We start from the raw sequence: 17,034 nt of genomic DNA on the forward strand, positions 1-17,034 counted from the left end.
TTCTTCGGAGCGCACCGGGAACGGCCGGTGGGGGTGCGGGAGAGGCGAGTGGCGATAGTGGGTTTCGTGTCGCTGGTCATCTGCGCGGTCACGCTGGTCCACTTCTACCTGTGGCATCGCCTGGTCCGCTCGACCACGCGGCCCGGAAGGACCCGCCGGGTGCTGACGTGGGTCCTCGTCGGCCTGGCCGTGCTCACCCCGGTGACGCTGGTCGCCTCCCGCAGCGAGTGGGGGCACTTCCTGGCGTGGCCGGGGTTCTTCTGGATCGCGGTGATGTTCTACCTCTTCGTGTTCCTGGTGGTCCTGGAGATTCCCCGGGGCGTGGCCCTGATGGTCCTGCGCGGGACGGAGCGGTGGGCGGGGCGGGCGGTTCCGCCGGGTGGGGCGGCCTTTCCTGAGTCGAACGGGGTCGCCCGTACGGAGAGGCGGGCCGCGCTCATGGCCGCTCAGCCGGTGTCCGTCGTTCAGCCCGATGTCGCCGACCGGTCCGCGTCCGAGACGGAGTCCGAGATCGGCGGGGTGATCGTCGTGCCGGGGGCGGGGGACGCGCGGCGCGGCGGAGGGGCCTCGGGCGGGCCGGACGATCCGGCGGGGACGAGGGGGATGAGCAGGAGGCTGTTCATCGCCCGTACGGCCGCGGTCGCCGCGGGGGCGGGGGCGCTGGGCACGGTCGGGTTCGGGGTCAGGACGGCTCTCGGCGACCCGGTGATCGAATCGGTCGGGGTCGTGCTGCCCAGGCTGGATCCGCGCCTGAGCGGCCTGCGGTTCGCGGTGGTCAGCGACATCCACCTGGGCCCGCTCACCGGTACGGAGCACGCCCGGCGCATCGTCCGCATGATCAACTCGTTGGAGGCGGACGTGGTCGCCATCGTCGGTGACCTGGTCGACGGCACGGTGGCCGAGCTCGGCCCGCTGGCCGGGCCACTGAAGGGCCTCGAATCCCGCTACGGCGCCTACTTCGTCACCGGCAACCACGAGTACTACACCGCCAACGGCCCGCAGGAGTGGATCGAGGAGCTGCGCGGGCTCGGCATCCGCCCCCTCGGCAACGAGCGCGTCGAGATCGCCCACGGGGGAGCCGTGCTCGACCTCGCCGGGGTCAACGACCTCGGCGGCATCGTCTCGGGCGACGGCCCCGACTTCGAGCGGGCGCTGGGCGGCGACCGCGATCGATCCCGGTCCACCGTCCTGCTCGCCCACCAGCCGGTCCAGGCCGTCCAGGCGGCCGCGTACGGCGTGGACCTCCAGCTGTCCGGCCACACGCACGGTGGTCAGATGGTCCCCTTCAACCTGGTCATCCCGATGCAGCAGCCGGTCGTCTCCGGCCTCGGCGAGGTGGACGGCACCCAGGTGTACGTGACGCGGGGCGCGGGCTTCTGGGGACCGCCGGTCCGGGTGGGCGCTCCCCCCGAGATCACCCTTCTGGAAGTCCGCCACGGGCAGCCCTAGAAACTCCGCGCCGAACGACCCTGGGAGCGCCGGAACGAGTAGCCCTGGGACCCCGCTACGAGCGACTCTGCAACTCTGTGGATCCTGTCACGAGCAGCTCAGGGAACGCCGGAGCGAGCAACCCTGGGGATCTCGTCACGAGTAGCCTTTGGGCGGCTCCGATACGAGTGACTCTGGGGACCCTGTCACGAGCAGCCCCGGGAGCGCACGGAACGAGCGGTTCTGAGGATCTCAGCTCTGGAACCCCGCTACGAGCGGCTCTGGGAGCCTGTCACGAGTAGCCCCAGGCCCGCTATGAGCAACTCTGGAAACAGTCGTACCGGGCGCTTCTTTTCGCGGGTGTGACCTGCGGGGGGCGGGGTGGACGTATTACCCTCGTGCGACGGGCAGCCGGGCATTTCCGCCTGGCTCATGTTTTCCCCAGCCCAGCGAGCATCTGGATACGCTGACACTATGACCACCCCTGGCCGGAGCACCGCGCGACGCAAGACCCCCCACGTGCTGGCCAACGCCCCGTTCCGCAAGCTGTGGACGGCGATGTCGGTGTGCAGCCTGGGAGACTGGCTCAACCTCCTGGCGCTGACCGCCCTGGCGGGCAATCTCACCGCGGCGTCCGGCTACAAGGTCCAGAGCCTGGCCATCGGCGGTGTCTTCGTGGCGAAGATGCTCCCGGCCATCCTGCTGGGCCCGCTCGCGGGCGCGTTCGCCGACCGGTTCGACCGGCGGCTGACGATGTTCTTCTGCGACCTCCTGCGCTTCGCGCTGGTGCTGTCGATCCCGCTGATCGGCAGTTATCAGTGGGTGATCGTCGCCACGTTCCTGGTCGAGTGCGTCAACCTCTTCTGGGTCCCGGCCAAGGACGCCACGGTGCCCAATCTGGTGCCCAAGGAGCGGCTGGAGGAGGCAAACCAGCTCAACTTCCTGGTCACGTACGGCACCGCGCCCATCGCCGCGCTGCTGTTCGCGCTGCTGTCGGTCGCCGACGACGTCCTGGGCAGGCTGGTGCCGTTCCTCGCCCAGCGCGAGACCTACCTGGCGCTGTTCATCAACGCGCTCGCGTACCTGGTCTCGGCCGTGATCATCTTCTCGCTCAAGGACATCCCGAGGAGCGGCGCGCGGGCCACCGCCACGCCGTCGGTGCTGCGGCAGATCTTCGAGGGCTGGCGGTTCGTCGGAGGCAACCGGCTGATCCGCGGCCTGATCATCGGCATGCTGGGCGCGTTCGCCGCCGGTGGCGCGGTGGTCGGGGTGGCCAAGATCTACGTGGAAGCGCTGGGCGGTGGCGACGCGGCGTACGGCGTGGTCTTCGGCGCGGTCTTCGTCGGTATGGCGTCCGGCATGTTCTTCGGGCCCAGGCTGCTGAGGGAGCTGTCGCGGCGCAGGCTGTTCGGCCTGGCGATCGTGGTGGCCGGGCTGGTCCTCGTCGCGGTCGCGCTCGTCCACAACCTGGTGATCGTCGTCCTGCTCACCGTGCTGCTCGGGGCGTGCGCGGGAATCGCCTGGATCATCGGCTACACCATGATCGGGCTGGAGGTGGACGACAACCTGCGGGGCCGTACGTTCTCCTTCCTGCAGTCGCTCGCCCGGGTGACCCTGCTGCTGGTGGTCGCGGTCGCGCCGACCCTGGCGGGCCTGTTCGGCGAGCACCAGATCAGGGTCGGCCCGGATCCGGTCTACCGGTTCGACGGCTCGAACCTGGTGTTGCTGGTCGGCGGGCTGCTCGCGGTGATCGTCGGAATCGTGGCGCTGCGGCAGATGGACGACCGCAGGGGCGTCTCGATCGTCGCCGACCTGCTCGCCGCGGTGCGCGGCGAGCGGTTCGCCCCCGAGAGCGCCGAGCAGGGGCGCGGGACGTTCATCGCGTTCGAGGGCGGCGAGGGGTCGGGGAAGACCACCCAGTCCAGGTTGCTGGCGATCTGGCTGCGTGACCAGGGCTTCGACGTCGTGCAGACCCGTGAGCCCGGCTCGACCAAGGTGGGGATGCGGCTGCGGGCGATCCTGCTCGACGCGGTGCACCAGGGGCTGTCCGCGCGGTCCGAGGCGCTGCTGTACGCGGCCGACCGGGCCGAGCACGTGGAGAAGGTCATCCGCCCGGCTCTGTACCGGGGTTCGATGGTGGTCTCCGACCGCTACGTCGACTCGTCGCTCGCCTACCAGGGCGCGGGCCGGGCCCTGGACACCGAGGACGTCACGAGGATCAACAGCTGGGCCACCGGCGGGCTCGTCCCCGACCTCACCGTGCTCATCGACACCCCGCCGTCGGTGGGACTGGCCCGGCTGGGCGGGGCCGCCGACCGCATCGAGTCGGAGCCTCTGGAGTTCCACGAGCGCGTCCGCCGCGAGTTCCGGGCGCTGGCCGCCGCCGAGCCCGACCGCTACCTGGTCGTCGACGGGACCCTGCCCCAGAACCAGATCTCCTCGATCATCCACGACCGGGTCCGCGAGATCCTGCCCGATCCGGTGCCACAGGAGTCGGAGGACGTCACCGGGACCATGCCCGCGATCCGCGACTGAGCTCACGTTCCCGGCGGTGGGTCGGTCCTGTGCGTCCGCACCGCGCCGGGCGCGCGATCCGCGACTGAGCCCGCGTGCCCGACGGTAGGTTGGGGGCGTGGGAGTCTTTGATGATCTTGTGGGGCAGGAGCGGGCCGCCGCGACGCTCCGCCGGGCGGCGGCGGCCGGGGCCGACCTGCTGGCCGGGGGGCGCGGTGCCGGGATGACCCACGCGTGGCTGTTCACCGGGCCCCCCGGGTCCGGGCGCGAAGAGGCCGCGCGGGCGTTCACCGCCGCGTTGTTCTGCCCCGACCAGGGGTGCGGCCACTGCGACATGTGCCATCAGGTGGCGGTCGGCTCCCACCCCGACCTGGAGATCGTCCGCCCGCAGGGGCTCTCGTACGGCATCAAGGACACCCGGCGGCTCATCCTGCGCGCGGCCGGGGCGCCGACACTGGGCCACTGGCGGGTCGTGCTGTTCGAGGACGCCGACCGGGCGACCGAGGGGGCGTCCAACGCGCTGCTCAAGGCGATCGAGGAGCCGCCGCCGAGGACGGTGTGGCTGCTCTGCGCGCCCTCCCCGGACGACATGATGATCACCATCAGGTCCCGCTGCCGGCTCGTCACGCTCGTCACCCCGCCCACCGCGGCGGTCGCCCACGTGCTGGCCACGCGCGAGAACGTGCCACCGGCGATGGCGGAGTTCGCCGCCAGGGCCGCCCAGGGGCACATCGACCGCGCCCGCAGGCTCGCCCTGGACGAGGAGGCGCGTGCGCGCCGTGAGGCGGTGCTGTCCATCCCCCGGTCGCTCACCGGCGTCGGGGAGTGCGTGATGGCCGCCGAGCGGCTGGTGAAGACCGCCGAGGACGAGGCCGCCGCGGTCACCGCGGTGCTGAACGAGTCGGAGATCACCGAGCTGCGCCAGGTCTACGGCGAGGGCTCCACGGGCAAGGGGCTCAACAGGGGCCTGATCCGGGGCGGTGCCGGGGCGCTCAAGGATCTTGAGGATCGGCAGAAGTCCCGGGCGACCCGCACCAAGCGCGACGTCATCGACGCGTCCCTGCTCGACCTGGTGGCGTTCTACCGCGACGTGCTGGCGGTGCAGTTCGGCGCGCACGTGGAACTGGCCAGCGAGGACCGCCGCGCCGACCTGGACGACCTGGCCCGCGCCTCCACGCCGGAGGACACATTGCGCAGGATCGATGCGATCATGCGCTGCCGGAGGCGGCTGGCGTCCAACGTCAGCCCGCAGATGGCGGTCGAGTCGATGACCATCTCCCTGCACCGGCCTCGGCTCTGAGCCGGTCCCGACTCTGAGTCGGTCTTGTCTCCGAGGTACGGACCGGCTTCGTCCCCGACCGACACCGGGCCTGACTCCGGGCCGGGCGGGCCTTGGTTCCACGTCGGGCCGGGTTGGTGCCGGACTGTTCCGGCCTTGACTTTGATCCGGCTCGTGACGGGAGGCAACCCGGGGGCGGTTTCCGCGTCTCTTGGTCATGCAACCCGAAACGTTGGGCGTGGGCAGACCCGAGCCCGCTGAGACGATCAGCGGGCTCTACGCCGGGCACGCGCTCGGGCTGACCCGGCTGGCCCTTCTCATGATCGGGGATCGCGAGTCCGCCGAGGACGTGGTGCAGGAGGCGTTCCTCGGTCTCCATCGCCGGTTCGGCCGGTTGAGAGACCCGGAGAAGGCGCTCGCCTATCTGCGCAGTGCCGTGCTGAACAACGCGCGCACCGTGCTGCGTCGCAGGCGGCTGCCCTCGTGGTTCGCCGGGACCTACACGCCGCCCGTCTGGTCGGCGGAGTCCGAGGCGATGCTCGGTGACGAGCGCCGGGCGGTCGTCGAGGCCCTCCACCGGTTGCCGCGACGGCAGCGTGAGGTGCTGCTGCTGCGCTTCTACGCGGACCTGTCGGAGGACGAGACCGCCAGGGCCATGGGGATCAGCCGGGGCACCGTCAAGTCCACCACGCATCGGGCGCTGAACGCGCTCGGCCGTCTCCTGGGGGATGACCAGTGAACGAGATCGTCAACCGGTTGCGGGACGCGGCCGGAGCCGTTGGGGAGACCGTTCAGGACGTCCCCGCCTTCAGGCCGCAGCCGCTTCGTACGAGAAGATCGTGGGTCGTGCCGCTGGTGGCCGCGGCGGCGGTCACCGCTACCGCGGTGGCCGCCGCGGGGGTGGTGGTCGCCCAGGGCGGTGGGCGGGGGGACGGCGTCGTCGCGCCGCCGACCCCGACCCCGATCCCGACCCTGGCTTCGGGACCGGAGTACTTCGCGGCGGCCGGAGGTGACGGCATCACCTTCTACCGGGCCGCCACCGGTCAGCGGGTCGACCGGCGACCCCTGGGGGCCACGGAGGAATACCTCCTCCTGGTGGACTCCGCGCGAGGCGCCTTCTACACCGTGGTGAGGATGGGCCCCTGCGGCTTCGGGTTCCTCCGCGTGACGCCCGGCCAAGCGGGGGAATCTCCGCGAACGGAGGAGCCGCTGGGCGGCCCGCCGCAGGGCACCGTACCCACGTCGCTCGCGGTCAGCGCGGACGGCGGCACGCTCGTCTACGGTCTGGAGCCGTGTGAGACCGGCTCCTCCGGCGCCGCGCGGATCGGTGTGACCGACCTGGCCACCGGTGAGAGCCGGGTGTTCGGCTCGTCGAGTGACGAAGAGGTCAAAAACGTGACGGTCACCGCGGACGGCCGCTTCGTCGCCTTCCAGCGTTTGCCCGTACGACGCGATCCGGGCGCGGGCATCACGGCCTCGCCTTTCCCGACCTCGTCCCCCTCGACCTCGCTTGTCGAAACCTCGCCTCCCCTGAGCTCGCCTTTCCCGACCTCGTCTTCCGAGACCTTGCCTTCCGCGACCCCGTCCTCCGGGAACCCGCCTCCCCCGGCCGCCGCCTGGAGCCCGACCTCCACCCCGGTGTCCCCCCCTGTCTGGACGGATCCCGGGCCGGGGACGCCCACCGTGGTGCCTGATACACAGGACGTCCCGTCGTCCGGGGCGCCGAGTCAGGAGGCCACTCCGGTGCCGGACCCGGGGGGGACGGGCACCCCGGTACCCGACGCCACCAAAGTGCTTGAGCAGAGCGGGGGCACGGCGATCCTCGAGGTCAACCCCGACCCCTCGGAGGTGTGGGTGCTCGACCTGCGCGAGGACGGAGAGGACATGGGCAGGGCGAGGAAGGTCCAGCTCAGGACCTCCTCCGGCGCGCCCGCCGCCGTGCACGGGGTGCGGATCGACGCCGACGGCCGCTCGTTCGTCGCGGCGCTCGGCCGGATCGTCCAGAAGGCCGACGGGAGTGGCCTTTCCGTCGTACCCGGGACCGCCGAGATCGTGCGTTTCGACGCGGAGGACGGCGTTCAGTCGGCCGTGTTCTACCGCGACGGCCGGGGAGGTTTCCGGCTGGTCGACGCGGACGGTTCGGGTGGGCATCTCGTGGTCCGCCGGGGGGCGGAGTACGGGACGGTCAGCTCCGGCCGGTATCGGACACTTAGGAGTTTCTCCAGAACCCCCGAGATGGATATCGGCTGGTGAGAAGGCGGGTAGTGACCGCGCCAAGTGGTCACTACCCATCTGTTTCCGATTAGATGGAACCATTCATCGCTAAGTCACCTCAAAGTACGAGTGTGGGTCGTTAGGATTAACAGACAAAAATAAGCTATTTCGTTATAAATCAGTGGACAGTGTCCTGCTCTACGGGGATGAGCAGAGAAGACCGGGGGACTCTTGGTGAGCATGGGGGCACGCCACGGGGTGATTCCGTCCGTGAGCGGGCGGGCCGTCACGAGCCGTGTGGGCGACGACGACGCGCTGAGGATCGAGTGGCCGGAGCCGATCGACGGGAACGATCCGGGGATCGTCCTGCGACACGTGGAGACCGGTGAGGAGTGCCAGGCCACGGACCTGAGGACATTGTCCGCGGGTGTCTGGATGGCGTCGCGAGGCGGTGAGCCCGTCGCCACCGACGACCCGGGGTTCTCGCTCGACGGGCTGTGGTCCTATGCCGAGACCCCTCGCAACCGGGAGATCAGGGCGTTCCGCACCGCCCTCGGCACGCTGGGCCTGCGGGTCCGCGAGGTCGAGCCGTACGTCGAGGTGATCCGCGTGACCGCGGAGGACGGTGTGATCGAGGTCGAGGGCGCCATCGCGTACGGCGAGCCGATCCGGGGGGCGGCCAGGCTCGTGGCGGTGGCCCGCCGGGGACCGGAGCCCGTGAGCGGGCCCGCGAGCTTCCAGGGGCGGTGGTTCGAGGGAGGGGTCGAGATCGCGCCGATGGCCGAGACGCAGGTACGGCGTCGTGTCTTCTGGGATCTCTACGCGGAGATCTCCGGAACCCGGCTGCCGCTGGCCACTCGTCTTGATGACATAACGGACAAGAAGACCAAAATTCGTTTTCCCGCTCAGCGTGTCGGGCAGGTGAGGGTCCGGCCGTACTACACCGAGACCGACAGCCTCGCCGTCGCGCTCAGCGTCGAGGAGGGGAGCCCGTGAAGATCTCCTTCCTGCTCCTCAACGCCTACGGTATGGGCGGTACCATTCGCGCCACCTTCGACCTGGCCACCGCGATGTCCGAGCGGCACGAGGTCGAGGTCGTCAGCGTCTTCCAGCACACCGACACGCCCTTCCTGCCGCTGGGTTCCCGGGTTCGCCTGCGCTCGCTGGTGGACCTGAGGGAGGGGGCCAGGGTCCGCTGGCCGTACACGAAGAGGGCCGAGCGGCTGAGCGCGCGGGAGAGCGCGCTGATCCACCCCGAGGAGCGCGCGTACGCCTCCTTCAGCGCCTGGAGTGACGAGGTTCTCGTCCGCGAGCTGCGCAGGCTCCGCAGCGACGTGCTGATCACCACCCGCGCGGGGCTCAACATCATGGCCGCGAGGTACGCCCGCAAACGGGTCGTCACGATCGCCCAGGAGCACCTGCACTTCGAGGCCCACCAGCCCGGGATCTTCGAGGAGATCCGGACGTGGTACCCGAAGCTCGACGCCGTCGTGACCCTCACCGAGGCCGACGAGCACGACTACCGCAAGATGCTCGACGGGTCGCCCACCCAGGTGTTCACCATCGGCAACGGGCTGCCCGGCGGGCCGCGTCCGCGCTCCCGGCAGGAGAACCGGATCGTGCTCGCCGCGGGCAGGCTGGTGCCGGTCAAGGGGTACGACCGGCTGCTGAAGGCGTTCGTCCGGGTGGCGAAGGAACGCCCGGACTGGAAGCTGCGGATCTACGGCGAGGGCCGGGTCGGCGACAAACTGATGAGACAGTCCGTCAAGTTGCGCCTGCACAACAACGTCACGTTCATGGGACCCACCGGAGACATCGAGGGCGAGCTCGCCAAGGCCTCGATCCACGCGGTCAGCTCCCGCTTCGAGGGCTTCGGCATGACCATCATCGAGGCGTTCGCCTCCGGGGTGCCGGTGGTGAGCTTCGACTGCCCCCGGGGCCCCCGCGAGATCATCACCTCCGGGGTGAACGGGCTGCTGGTCCCCGCCGACGACGTGGACGCCCTGGCGGACGGGCTGATCCAGATGATCGACGACGAGGAGGGCCGCCGCCGGATGGCCGAGAACGCCCTCCAGACGGCCAGGAACTACGACATCTCCATGATCGTGAACCGCTGGGAGAAGTCCTTCGCCGAACTCGGCCGCTGACCGGAGCAGCGGACGGCCCGGTAGGGCGTCTCTGTGATGTGGTCGGACGAGCCGGAGCGGTGCTCGTTCCAGGGGACGGATGAGGGAACGCGGAGGCCGGCCGGAGGGACGTACGCGGCCCATGGTCGCGGATGGGGATCTTCGGGCGGTTCTCCGCGTCCCCGGGTATGCCACGTAAGGTGAGCACGAGCCGTACCCCCAGGTTTGGAGCCATATGGGCATGATCATGGCGGTGAGTTTCACCCGCTACGGCAGGCTGTACTACCTCGATCCCGGTGAGCACAGTCCCAAGGTCGGAGACAAGGTGCTCGTCCCCACCGACGCCGGGCCCGAGGTGGCCGAGTGCGTCTGGGCACCCCAGTGGACGAGCGAGGAGGTCGGCGGGCTGCCGGTGTGCGCCGGAATCGCGAGTGAGGAGCACCTGACCCGCGACGAGGGCAACAAACGGCGGCGCGCCGAGGCCCGCAGCGTCTCCAAGCGCCTGATCAAGCGGCACACGCTGCCCATGAAGGTCGTCGGCGTCGACTACACGGACGCCGAGAACGTCTACACGGTCTACTTCTCGGCCCCCCAGCGAGTCGACTTCCGCGCCCTCGTCCGCGACCTGGCCCGCAACCTGCGCGCCCGGGTGGAACTGCGCCAGATCGGCCCCCGTGACGAGGCCCGCCTCCAGGGCGGCATCGGACCCTGCGGCCGCGACCTGTGCTGCGCCACCTTCCTCAAGGACTTCGAGCCGGTCTCCGTCCGCATGGCCAAGGACCAGGACCTGCCGGTCAACCCGCTGCGCATCGCGGGGGCGTGCGGGCGGCTGATGTGCTGCCTGAAGTACGAGCACCCTCTCTACCTCGACGCGCACAGCAGGATGCCCCGCGTCGGGCTGAAGGTCGACACCCCCGAGGGGGCGGGAACCGTCGTGGGCCGCAACGTGCCCTCCGACTCCGTCGTGGTCCGCCTGGAGGACGGCGGACGCCGCTGCGCGTGCCCGTCGGCGTCGGTGTGCTCCCCACGCAAACAGCACGACGCGGCGTACGGGGACACGGCGAAGGTCGGCGACGGCGGGGCCTGAGCAGGGGGCGCCGGAGGCCCGCGGGCGTCCGTGTCCCGTCCTGCGGCACGCTGGTCGGTGACTGGCCGAACCTGTGTTCCTGCGGGCACCCGGGTTCGTGTCGCGGGGAAGAATGACCGCCCGCCGGTCCGGCCAGACCGGCGGGCGGCGACGAGGCCCGCCGGGCCCTCGGAGAAGGGTCGGCGGGTGGCCACGCGGGGCCGTATCAGGTGGCCCAGCCGACCCGCTGGGTCAGCCGGCCACGGTGAGGGCGTATCAAGGTGGTTCCGACGGTCACGGGATTCCTGCCTCGGAACCCGCTCGGAGGATCGGGGCTGTCCGCGGACTCACGCGATGAGCACGCGGGGAGGGCGCGGGGAGGGCGCGGGGAGGGCGCCCGCCCCGGAGTCGATCGGCGGCCCGGAGCGCCGTCAGTTCTGGGAGCTCGTCAGGTCGATGTGCGGGTGGGAGCCGTTACGCCGCTCCTCCTTGATGACGTGCGTGACGCCCTGGAGGCTCATCTCCTCGGTCCGGCGCCTGATCATGGCCTCCACCGTGGCGCGTGCCTCGGCGTCGGCGGCCTTGCTCTCGATGTCCATCAGCTGGCGCCGCCGTCGGCGGTCCTCCGCGTCGCGGTGCGCCTGAAGCTCCAGCTCGCCGACGCGCCCGTCCACGCTGAACTGCAGACGCTTCTCGTGGATTCTCTCCTGGGTGCGGTTCGCGCGATCCACCATCCGGTCGTAGGTGGTCGTGCCCCCCATGAGCTTGACCAGGACGGGCAGGCAGTCGAGCAGGATCAGGAACAGCCGAAGCAGCCAGCTCGCCCCGAACAGGTAGGGGTTCTCGACCGTCAGCTCGTGCAACGCCCGCATGCGCTCCAGGAGCCCCACGGGATCGTCCGCCCCGGGCATCGCGTCCACCCGCTTCCGCACGTCCGCCTCGACCCGCTGCCCGAAGTCGGCCCGCTTGTCGGCGAGAGGTTCGCGCAGCGCGGACACCTGGTCGTCCAGGGAGCGGAGCCTCTTCTGGTTCTCGGCCAGCTTGCTGCGGACGGCGAAGGACTTCACCGCGGCGTCCAGGCGTTCGCAGAGCGGTCCCATGCCTCTTCTGCCGCTCGTTCCCTCTGTCTTGACCCCTCCGCATTCGTTCGTGGCCTGGGTGAACAGCCTGTCGTACCGCGCGCTGTCGGCGTTGACCCGGGTGCGGAGCTTCTCGGCGTCCCTCTCCAGGTCGCGCAGCCTGGTCGCGTCCGACTCGGCGGCCGGTGCCAGGAGCCTGGCGTCCTCGCAGCCCCGCTGTTCCCGCGCGCCGGTGGGCTCCTGGGGGTTGCACCTCAGGAGCAGGGCCCGTTCCGTGCTACGGGCGTCCTGGCGTTCGTCCAGGACGTGCTGGACGACGGCGGTCTCGAACACCTTCAGGACCAGCGGTTCGGCGATGACGAAGCCCAGGACCACGGCGACGAGCAGGCGGGGGACCAGCATCAGGAGCCTGCGCTGCCAGATGCCGGTCACGGTCGAGACGAGCCATCTGTCGAGGTTGAGCACGATGAGCATCCAGATCACCGTGGGGATGACCAGCCCGATGTGGGGGCCGCCCAGAACCTGGCTCAGGGCGAACCACATCGAGATCCCGGCGACGACCGCCGTGCCCAGCACCACGCCGCCGAGACCCACGTACCGGGTCCGCTCCAGCGGCACCTGGTCCAGGATCTCCTCGTCGACCCCGGAGAGGACCCGGAGCCGACGCCCCAGGTCGAACCGGCCGCCCGGCCCGGCGGGCGGGGCCTTCGAGTGCCTGCCGGGCGGCACCTCGTCAGTCATCGAGGTCCTCCAGGCCGATCCTGCGCGGGCCGTCGTGCCCGTTCTGGAACGACCGGCCACCGCCCAGCGCGGGAGGTTCCACGGCCTTCGGCGCCTCGGCGAACAGGTTGTCCCCGGTGACCGACGTCACCATCCTCTCGATGAGCCGCTGGGTGTCGATGGGCAGGAAGTCCAGTGCCCCGTCGGGCATGTTGTTCATCAGGTCGGACAGGGCCTTCATCCGGTTCTCCTGCGCCTCGCGGGTGAGGCCGACGGCGTCGGTCATCAGCAGTTGCTCCCGGCTGACGCCGAACGCCACGGTCGCCTCGGGGCCGCGCTTGAAGATCTCCTCGATCCTGGCGACGTCACGGTTCTCGATCGCCGACTCCAGATCCCTGCGCTCCCCGTCCCACTGGAGCCCCTTGACCCGCCGGCCGTGGGCGAGCATGTCGTTGGGCGCGAGAAGGTCGACGTTGACCAGGGCCACCTCCAGCCCGTCGATCCGGGGCGGGTAGAACTCCAGGTAGGCCCGGACCCTGTTGGTGACCTCCACGGACAGGAGGTGCACCTCCTCGATCGGCCGCGTCGTGCCGAGCCGCATCAGCTGCGCGTCGTCACGGAGATGGTTGGTCAGCACGTCCGCGGCGTTCTCGATCCCGGCGGAGACGACCGCCTCGGCGTCGGTCACCCTGCACCTGAAGACGGCCTTCAGCAGGAACTGGTAGCCCATGTCCTGTGACGGGATCTCGATTCCCAGCGTGACCTGCCGGTTGCGCATGTAGACGACGCTCACGGACCTCGCCTCCACGACGGCGTCCTCCGACCCGCGCAGGTGCTGGCCCTCGGTGTACGCCTTGTAGCCTCCGTTCAGCGCGAAGACGAGGACGGTTCCCACCGGGGTCTCGGGAAGCTCGCCGGGATCGCGGCGGGGGAAGAGTCCCAGCCGCCGGCGGGGAGGCCGGAGGGCGCGTTCTTCCACGATCGGGTATTCGCTGTACGCGGGCATCGCTGTTCTCCTTGATGTCATTGCTGGCTTCGCCGTGCGCCCGCGTTGAGCAGGGCGAGGACGATCTCCTTGGCGAGCGGGGGATCCCACCGCGCGTACGTCTCACCGCAGGCGCGATCGATCGCGCGCCTGACCAGCACCGCCACGCCGCCGGGCAGGGTCGTCCAGATCACCCGGCCCAGCGCTTCCGCGGCGGCCAGGGCGCCGTCCTGCTCCTCCAGGGCCTGGAGGGTACGGCAGAGCGCCCGAACCGCCTCCGCGCGATGGTGGGCGTTGTGGAGGGTCCACGCCCACAGGACGCCGATCGGTTCGGCGCTTGGCGGCTGGGACAGGAGCAGCCATGCCATGAGTGGCCTCTCGCTCTCCAACCGGTCGGATCGCAGCACGCCGAGCACGGCTTCGAGGGCCCTCCTGGCCAGCTGCGGTGACATGCCCTCACCGAGGTCACGCTCCAGGTGCTTGGCGAGCAGCCGCAGCCCGGTCAGCGCCTCGTCGTCTCGTTCCGCCGCGGTCTGGAACAGGAGCGTCAGCGCCCTCTGGGCCACGTTGCTCACCCGGATCCCGCGCAGTGACAGGTACCAGAGCCAGTCGACGGCCTCACCCGGGTATCGGATGGACAGGCCGCCCGCGAAGGCGAGGGCGGCGGTCATGGCCTGCGGTTGCCCGGCGTTCTCCACCCAGCTCAGGGCGGTGCCGAGGGCGATGGCCGCGGTGGCGTCGTCCACACACATCATGGAGAGCGTGTTGGCCGCGGTGAGCCGTTCCTGGACCAGGCCCCCGGCCCAGGGCCGTAGGAAGGATTCCCCGACCTCCTCGGGACGTGTCCTCGCGAGCAGCGCGAGCCCCGCCGCGACCTGTACCTGGACCTCGGGGAGCTCCCCGGCCAGCTCGCGGACCCACTCGCGCAACGGCTCCCACACCTCGTATCCGTAGTACAGGCAGAGCTGGGTGATCACGTGCTCGCGGTGGCGAGGGCCGCAGAAGACCACCCTGGGCTCGCCCGCCTCGGTGGACGTGCCGATCAGCGAGTGCCGGCTGTTCCACAGCTTCCGGCTCTGCGGCAGGTCCTCCCCGATCGGGCGCGTCTCACGTTCGGCCCCCTGGCGCTCGATCTCGTCCGCGATGCTCGTCAGTCGCACCAGGAGCCGCTCGAAGACCCGCTCCGGTATGCCGTACGCGAAGGCCAGGGCCGCGACGGCCAGCACCTCGGAGCGTTTCGGTTCGCCGTCGAACCACTGGATGACGGTGCTGCCGTCCAGGTCGGCCAGGATGTCCCGCGCGTGCCGGGTGCCACCCGCCAGCTGCTCGGCCAGCTCGACGACCCGCTGCGGTGAGCGCAGCGCGGCGACGTGCTCGCGGACCTCGGCCTCGGAGAGCGCGGGGTGATCCGTGCCGACATGGGCGTCGAGCAGCTTCAGGGAGTCGGGGGGCTCCCATCCGATCTCGAACGCCTCGGGCTCGAAGCGCACCTCCGCGCGGTTGAGGGTGATCACCAGATGCGCCTCCGCCTGGGCCAGCCTGGCGCTCAGCGTGTCGAAGGTGAAGCGCCGCAGGCCCTTCTCGACCCTGTCGTCGATCCAGTCGGGGATGAAGTAGACGCGGTCCTTCCTGAACGGGGTCGCCAGCAGGTCTTCCAGGTCACGGCGAGGGGAGAGGACGACCACTTTGTCCGCGGGCAGCTTGACCTGGGCGAGGAGGGCGGTTCCGCTCGTCCACTTGCCGATGCCCTCGCCTCCCACCAGGACCACCAGGCGACGTTCGCGCAGGATCGTCACGGCCCTGTCGAAGCCCGGCGGCCTGACGAAGTGCCTCAGGGCGTGATGGATCTCCTTCTCGTCGAGCCGTCGCGACGTCGATCGCGCCGTTCCGGTGCCCGCCATGCCGAAGGTCGCCTTCTGCGCCTGCACCTCGGCGAAGAAGTTGTTGATCACTGTGGCCGTCTGGCCGAGAGCGCCTTCGTCGAAGTCCTCGTCCGCGCGCTCGGCGGGCGGTTCGTCCGGATTGGCCCGCTGCCGCTCGTCCGGGGTGGCCCGCTGCCGCTCCTCCTGCTCCGGTTCGGCGAGGGGCTCGGCCGGTGGATCGTTGGCCGGAGGGGGTTCCGCCGTCGTCATTTACGGCCGATCCCGAAGACCGCGCGGCGTGCGTCGACGGGGCCACTCAGATTGTTGATCACTTCCGCCTGCTGGGAGGTGCCGGTTCTGTGGTTCTCCGCCTGCTCGTCCGCTTTCGTGTCCGTTGGATCGGACAGGAGACGCAAATCCTCAGGTCTGAATTCCGGGCTCCATATCCATGCGGAGCCGGAGTACTCCTTCTCCCGAATCGTCACCTCGTGGAAGTCGCCGATCCCGTAGGAGGTGTGTCCCTGCCGCACCACGTCCTCGAAAACCCGCTGGGAGAGAATGAGGAAAATGTTCATGTCCTCTCTCTTCTTGAAGATCTTTTTGAGCGGTTTCCAGTCGACCAGCCGGCTCGCCTCGACGACCGCCTGACCGGCGTATCCGTTGACCGACGGGTAGGCGGTGCCGAAGGCGAAGGCCACCCTGAGGCGGAGTCGCTCCTCCACCGCCAGGCCGTCGTTGTGGGTGACCAGCCACTGGTGGATGGCGCGTACGTACTGGTCGACGACGAGAGGGTCGGGTTCGTCGGCGGGGAGTATCGCGAGCTCGCCGTCGCCTCCCTGCTGGATCACCCATCGGTGTCGGCTGAGCCCCGTCTGGGCGGCCGCGCTCTCGTGAAGGTCGACGAAGCCGCGCTGCATGGTCTCGTGGCGCTTGTCAGCTCCTTGTCCGTATCCTCGTAGATCGCTGGACATGATGAGGGCGCGTCCGAAATCGCCGCTTTTCATGGATTCTTCCGGTTCCTTACGGTCTGGTGGTAACTCCAGCTCGAAGCCATCAGTATGGGGGAATGTCTAGGGCCACATCCCCTACTGGTAGGGGATGTGGCCCTAGCAAATACGGAGAATAAACCCCAAGGTGGATTAATACCTACTCATAACCCAGTTCGCGCCATTTCCTGAAGTTTGATGCCAAGAAGTGAGGGGAAAACGGTGCACTGGATGCGACAAAAGCCGCAAAAGTTGACGAATCAGGATCTGGATGGCGCGCTGGCGGTGATGATCTCGTTCCAGAATTACGTTCAGCATGCCGACGGGAAGGTGAGCGTCCTCGCCGTGGCGCACGCGGGGGCCGCGGCGACGGTCGCGGCCCAGGCCGGAAGTGCCGCCAGGCTCGCCCACGCGGGCCTCGTCGCGGGGAACGCGCTGCTGGGGCTCTTCCTGCTGGGTTTTCTCGTATCCGGCTACCACATGCTCCAGACCATCCGACCGGTTCTACGGCCGCCGAGCACGCGGAGCAGGTACGGCATAACCGGAGTCGCCGGCCACCTGCCCCCGGCGGCGGACGAGGACGTCGCGACCAGGATCGACGAGGCGTGGGCGATGACGCGCCTCCTCGCCCAGATCGCCGAGCGCAAGTATCGTCACGTGTCCAGCGCGCTGCCCTGGACCGGGCTGACGCTCGTCTCGGCGATATCGCTGACGGTGCTCATCGCGACATGGAGATGACCCCGCCGTACGACGCCGCCGCGGGCGCGGCCCGCGG

General features: G+C 69.9%; 13 protein-coding genes. 9 read left to right on the plus strand and 4 right to left on the minus strand.

From position 1 onward, the window contains the following. Nucleotides 1-48: 48 nt before the first annotated feature. The 8 genes from ABD817_RS35935 to ABD817_RS35970 all read left to right on the plus strand — a co-directional run bounded on the left by ABD817_RS35935 (nt 49) and on the right by ABD817_RS35970 (nt 10,648). On the plus strand, nt 49-1,449 hold the full coding sequence (locus tag ABD817_RS35935) for a metallophosphoesterase (protein WP_344922881.1): 1,401 nt from the start codon (nt 49-51) through the stop codon (nt 1,447-1,449). Between the two features lie 453 nt (nt 1,450-1,902). Beyond that, on the plus strand, nt 1,903-3,963 hold the full coding sequence (gene tmk, locus ABD817_RS35940; RefSeq protein ID WP_344922882.1) for a dTMP kinase: 2,061 nt from the start codon (nt 1,903-1,905) through the stop codon (nt 3,961-3,963). Nucleotides 3,964-4,060: 97 nt separating this feature from the next. After that, on the plus strand, nt 4,061-5,242 hold the full coding sequence (locus ABD817_RS35945; RefSeq protein ID WP_344922883.1) for a DNA polymerase III subunit delta': 1,182 nt from the start codon (nt 4,061-4,063) through the stop codon (nt 5,240-5,242). Nucleotides 5,243-5,459: 217 nt separating this feature from the next. Continuing rightward, nucleotides 5,460-5,960, plus strand: coding sequence for a SigE family RNA polymerase sigma factor (locus tag ABD817_RS35950; RefSeq protein WP_344922884.1), 501 nt, complete (start codon nt 5,460-5,462; stop codon nt 5,958-5,960). Next, entirely contained in the window at nt 5,957-7,474 is a 1,518-nt protein-coding gene (locus ABD817_RS35955) for a hypothetical protein (RefSeq protein ID WP_344922885.1), read from the plus strand. Before ABD817_RS35950 ends, ABD817_RS35955 begins: the two co-directional genes overlap by 4 nt. 231 nt (nt 7,475-7,705) lie before the next feature. Next, nucleotides 7,706-8,431: a hypothetical protein gene (locus ABD817_RS35960; protein ID WP_344922886.1), complete on the plus strand. Its 726-nt coding sequence runs from the start codon at nt 7,706-7,708 to the stop codon at nt 8,429-8,431. Then, a complete protein-coding gene (locus tag ABD817_RS35965; protein WP_344922887.1) occupies nt 8,428-9,582 on the plus strand; it encodes a glycosyltransferase family 4 protein in 1,155 nt (384 codons plus the stop codon). The genes ABD817_RS35960 and ABD817_RS35965 overlap by 4 nt, the downstream gene beginning before the upstream one ends. 214 nt (nt 9,583-9,796) lie before the next feature. Then, nucleotides 9,797-10,648 carry a PSP1 domain-containing protein gene (locus tag ABD817_RS35970; RefSeq protein ID WP_425583442.1) on the plus strand — a complete coding sequence of 284 codons (852 nt, stop codon included), beginning with the start codon at nt 9,797-9,799 and terminating at the stop codon, nt 10,646-10,648. Nucleotides 10,649-11,058: 410 nt separating this feature from the next. Here ABD817_RS35970 and ABD817_RS35975 read toward each other — a convergent pair whose 3' ends face one another. The 4 genes from ABD817_RS35975 to ABD817_RS35990 are packed head-to-tail and all read right to left on the minus strand — an operon-like array spanning nt 11,059 to nt 16,190. After that, entirely contained in the window at nt 11,059-12,447 is a 1,389-nt protein-coding gene (locus ABD817_RS35975) for a DUF4407 domain-containing protein (RefSeq protein WP_344922888.1), read from the minus strand. Beyond that, nucleotides 12,440-13,432, minus strand: coding sequence for a hypothetical protein (locus ABD817_RS35980; protein ID WP_344922889.1), 993 nt, complete (start codon nt 13,430-13,432; stop codon nt 12,440-12,442). The genes ABD817_RS35975 and ABD817_RS35980 overlap by 8 nt, the downstream gene beginning before the upstream one ends. 17 nt (nt 13,433-13,449) lie before the next feature. Next, nucleotides 13,450-15,543: a hypothetical protein gene (locus ABD817_RS35985; RefSeq protein WP_344922890.1), complete on the minus strand. Its 2,094-nt coding sequence runs from the start codon at nt 15,541-15,543 to the stop codon at nt 13,450-13,452. Beyond that, the gene (locus ABD817_RS35990) at nt 15,540-16,190 is read right to left on the minus strand and encodes a hypothetical protein (protein ID WP_344922891.1); all 651 of its coding nucleotides are present in this window, start codon (nt 16,188-16,190) and stop codon (nt 15,540-15,542) included. The genes ABD817_RS35985 and ABD817_RS35990 overlap by 4 nt, the downstream gene beginning before the upstream one ends. Before the next feature lie 357 nt (nt 16,191-16,547). On the opposite strand from ABD817_RS35990, the gene ABD817_RS35995 reads away from it, so the two are divergent. Beyond that, the gene (locus ABD817_RS35995) at nt 16,548-16,997 is read left to right on the plus strand and encodes a Pycsar system effector family protein (protein WP_344922892.1); all 450 of its coding nucleotides are present in this window, start codon (nt 16,548-16,550) and stop codon (nt 16,995-16,997) included. Nucleotides 16,998-17,034: the final 37 nt, after the last annotated feature.

Source organism: Streptosporangium oxazolinicum, from assembly GCF_039537505.1.
GTDB classification, from domain to species: Bacteria; Actinomycetota; Actinomycetes; order Streptosporangiales; family Streptosporangiaceae; genus Streptosporangium; species Streptosporangium oxazolinicum.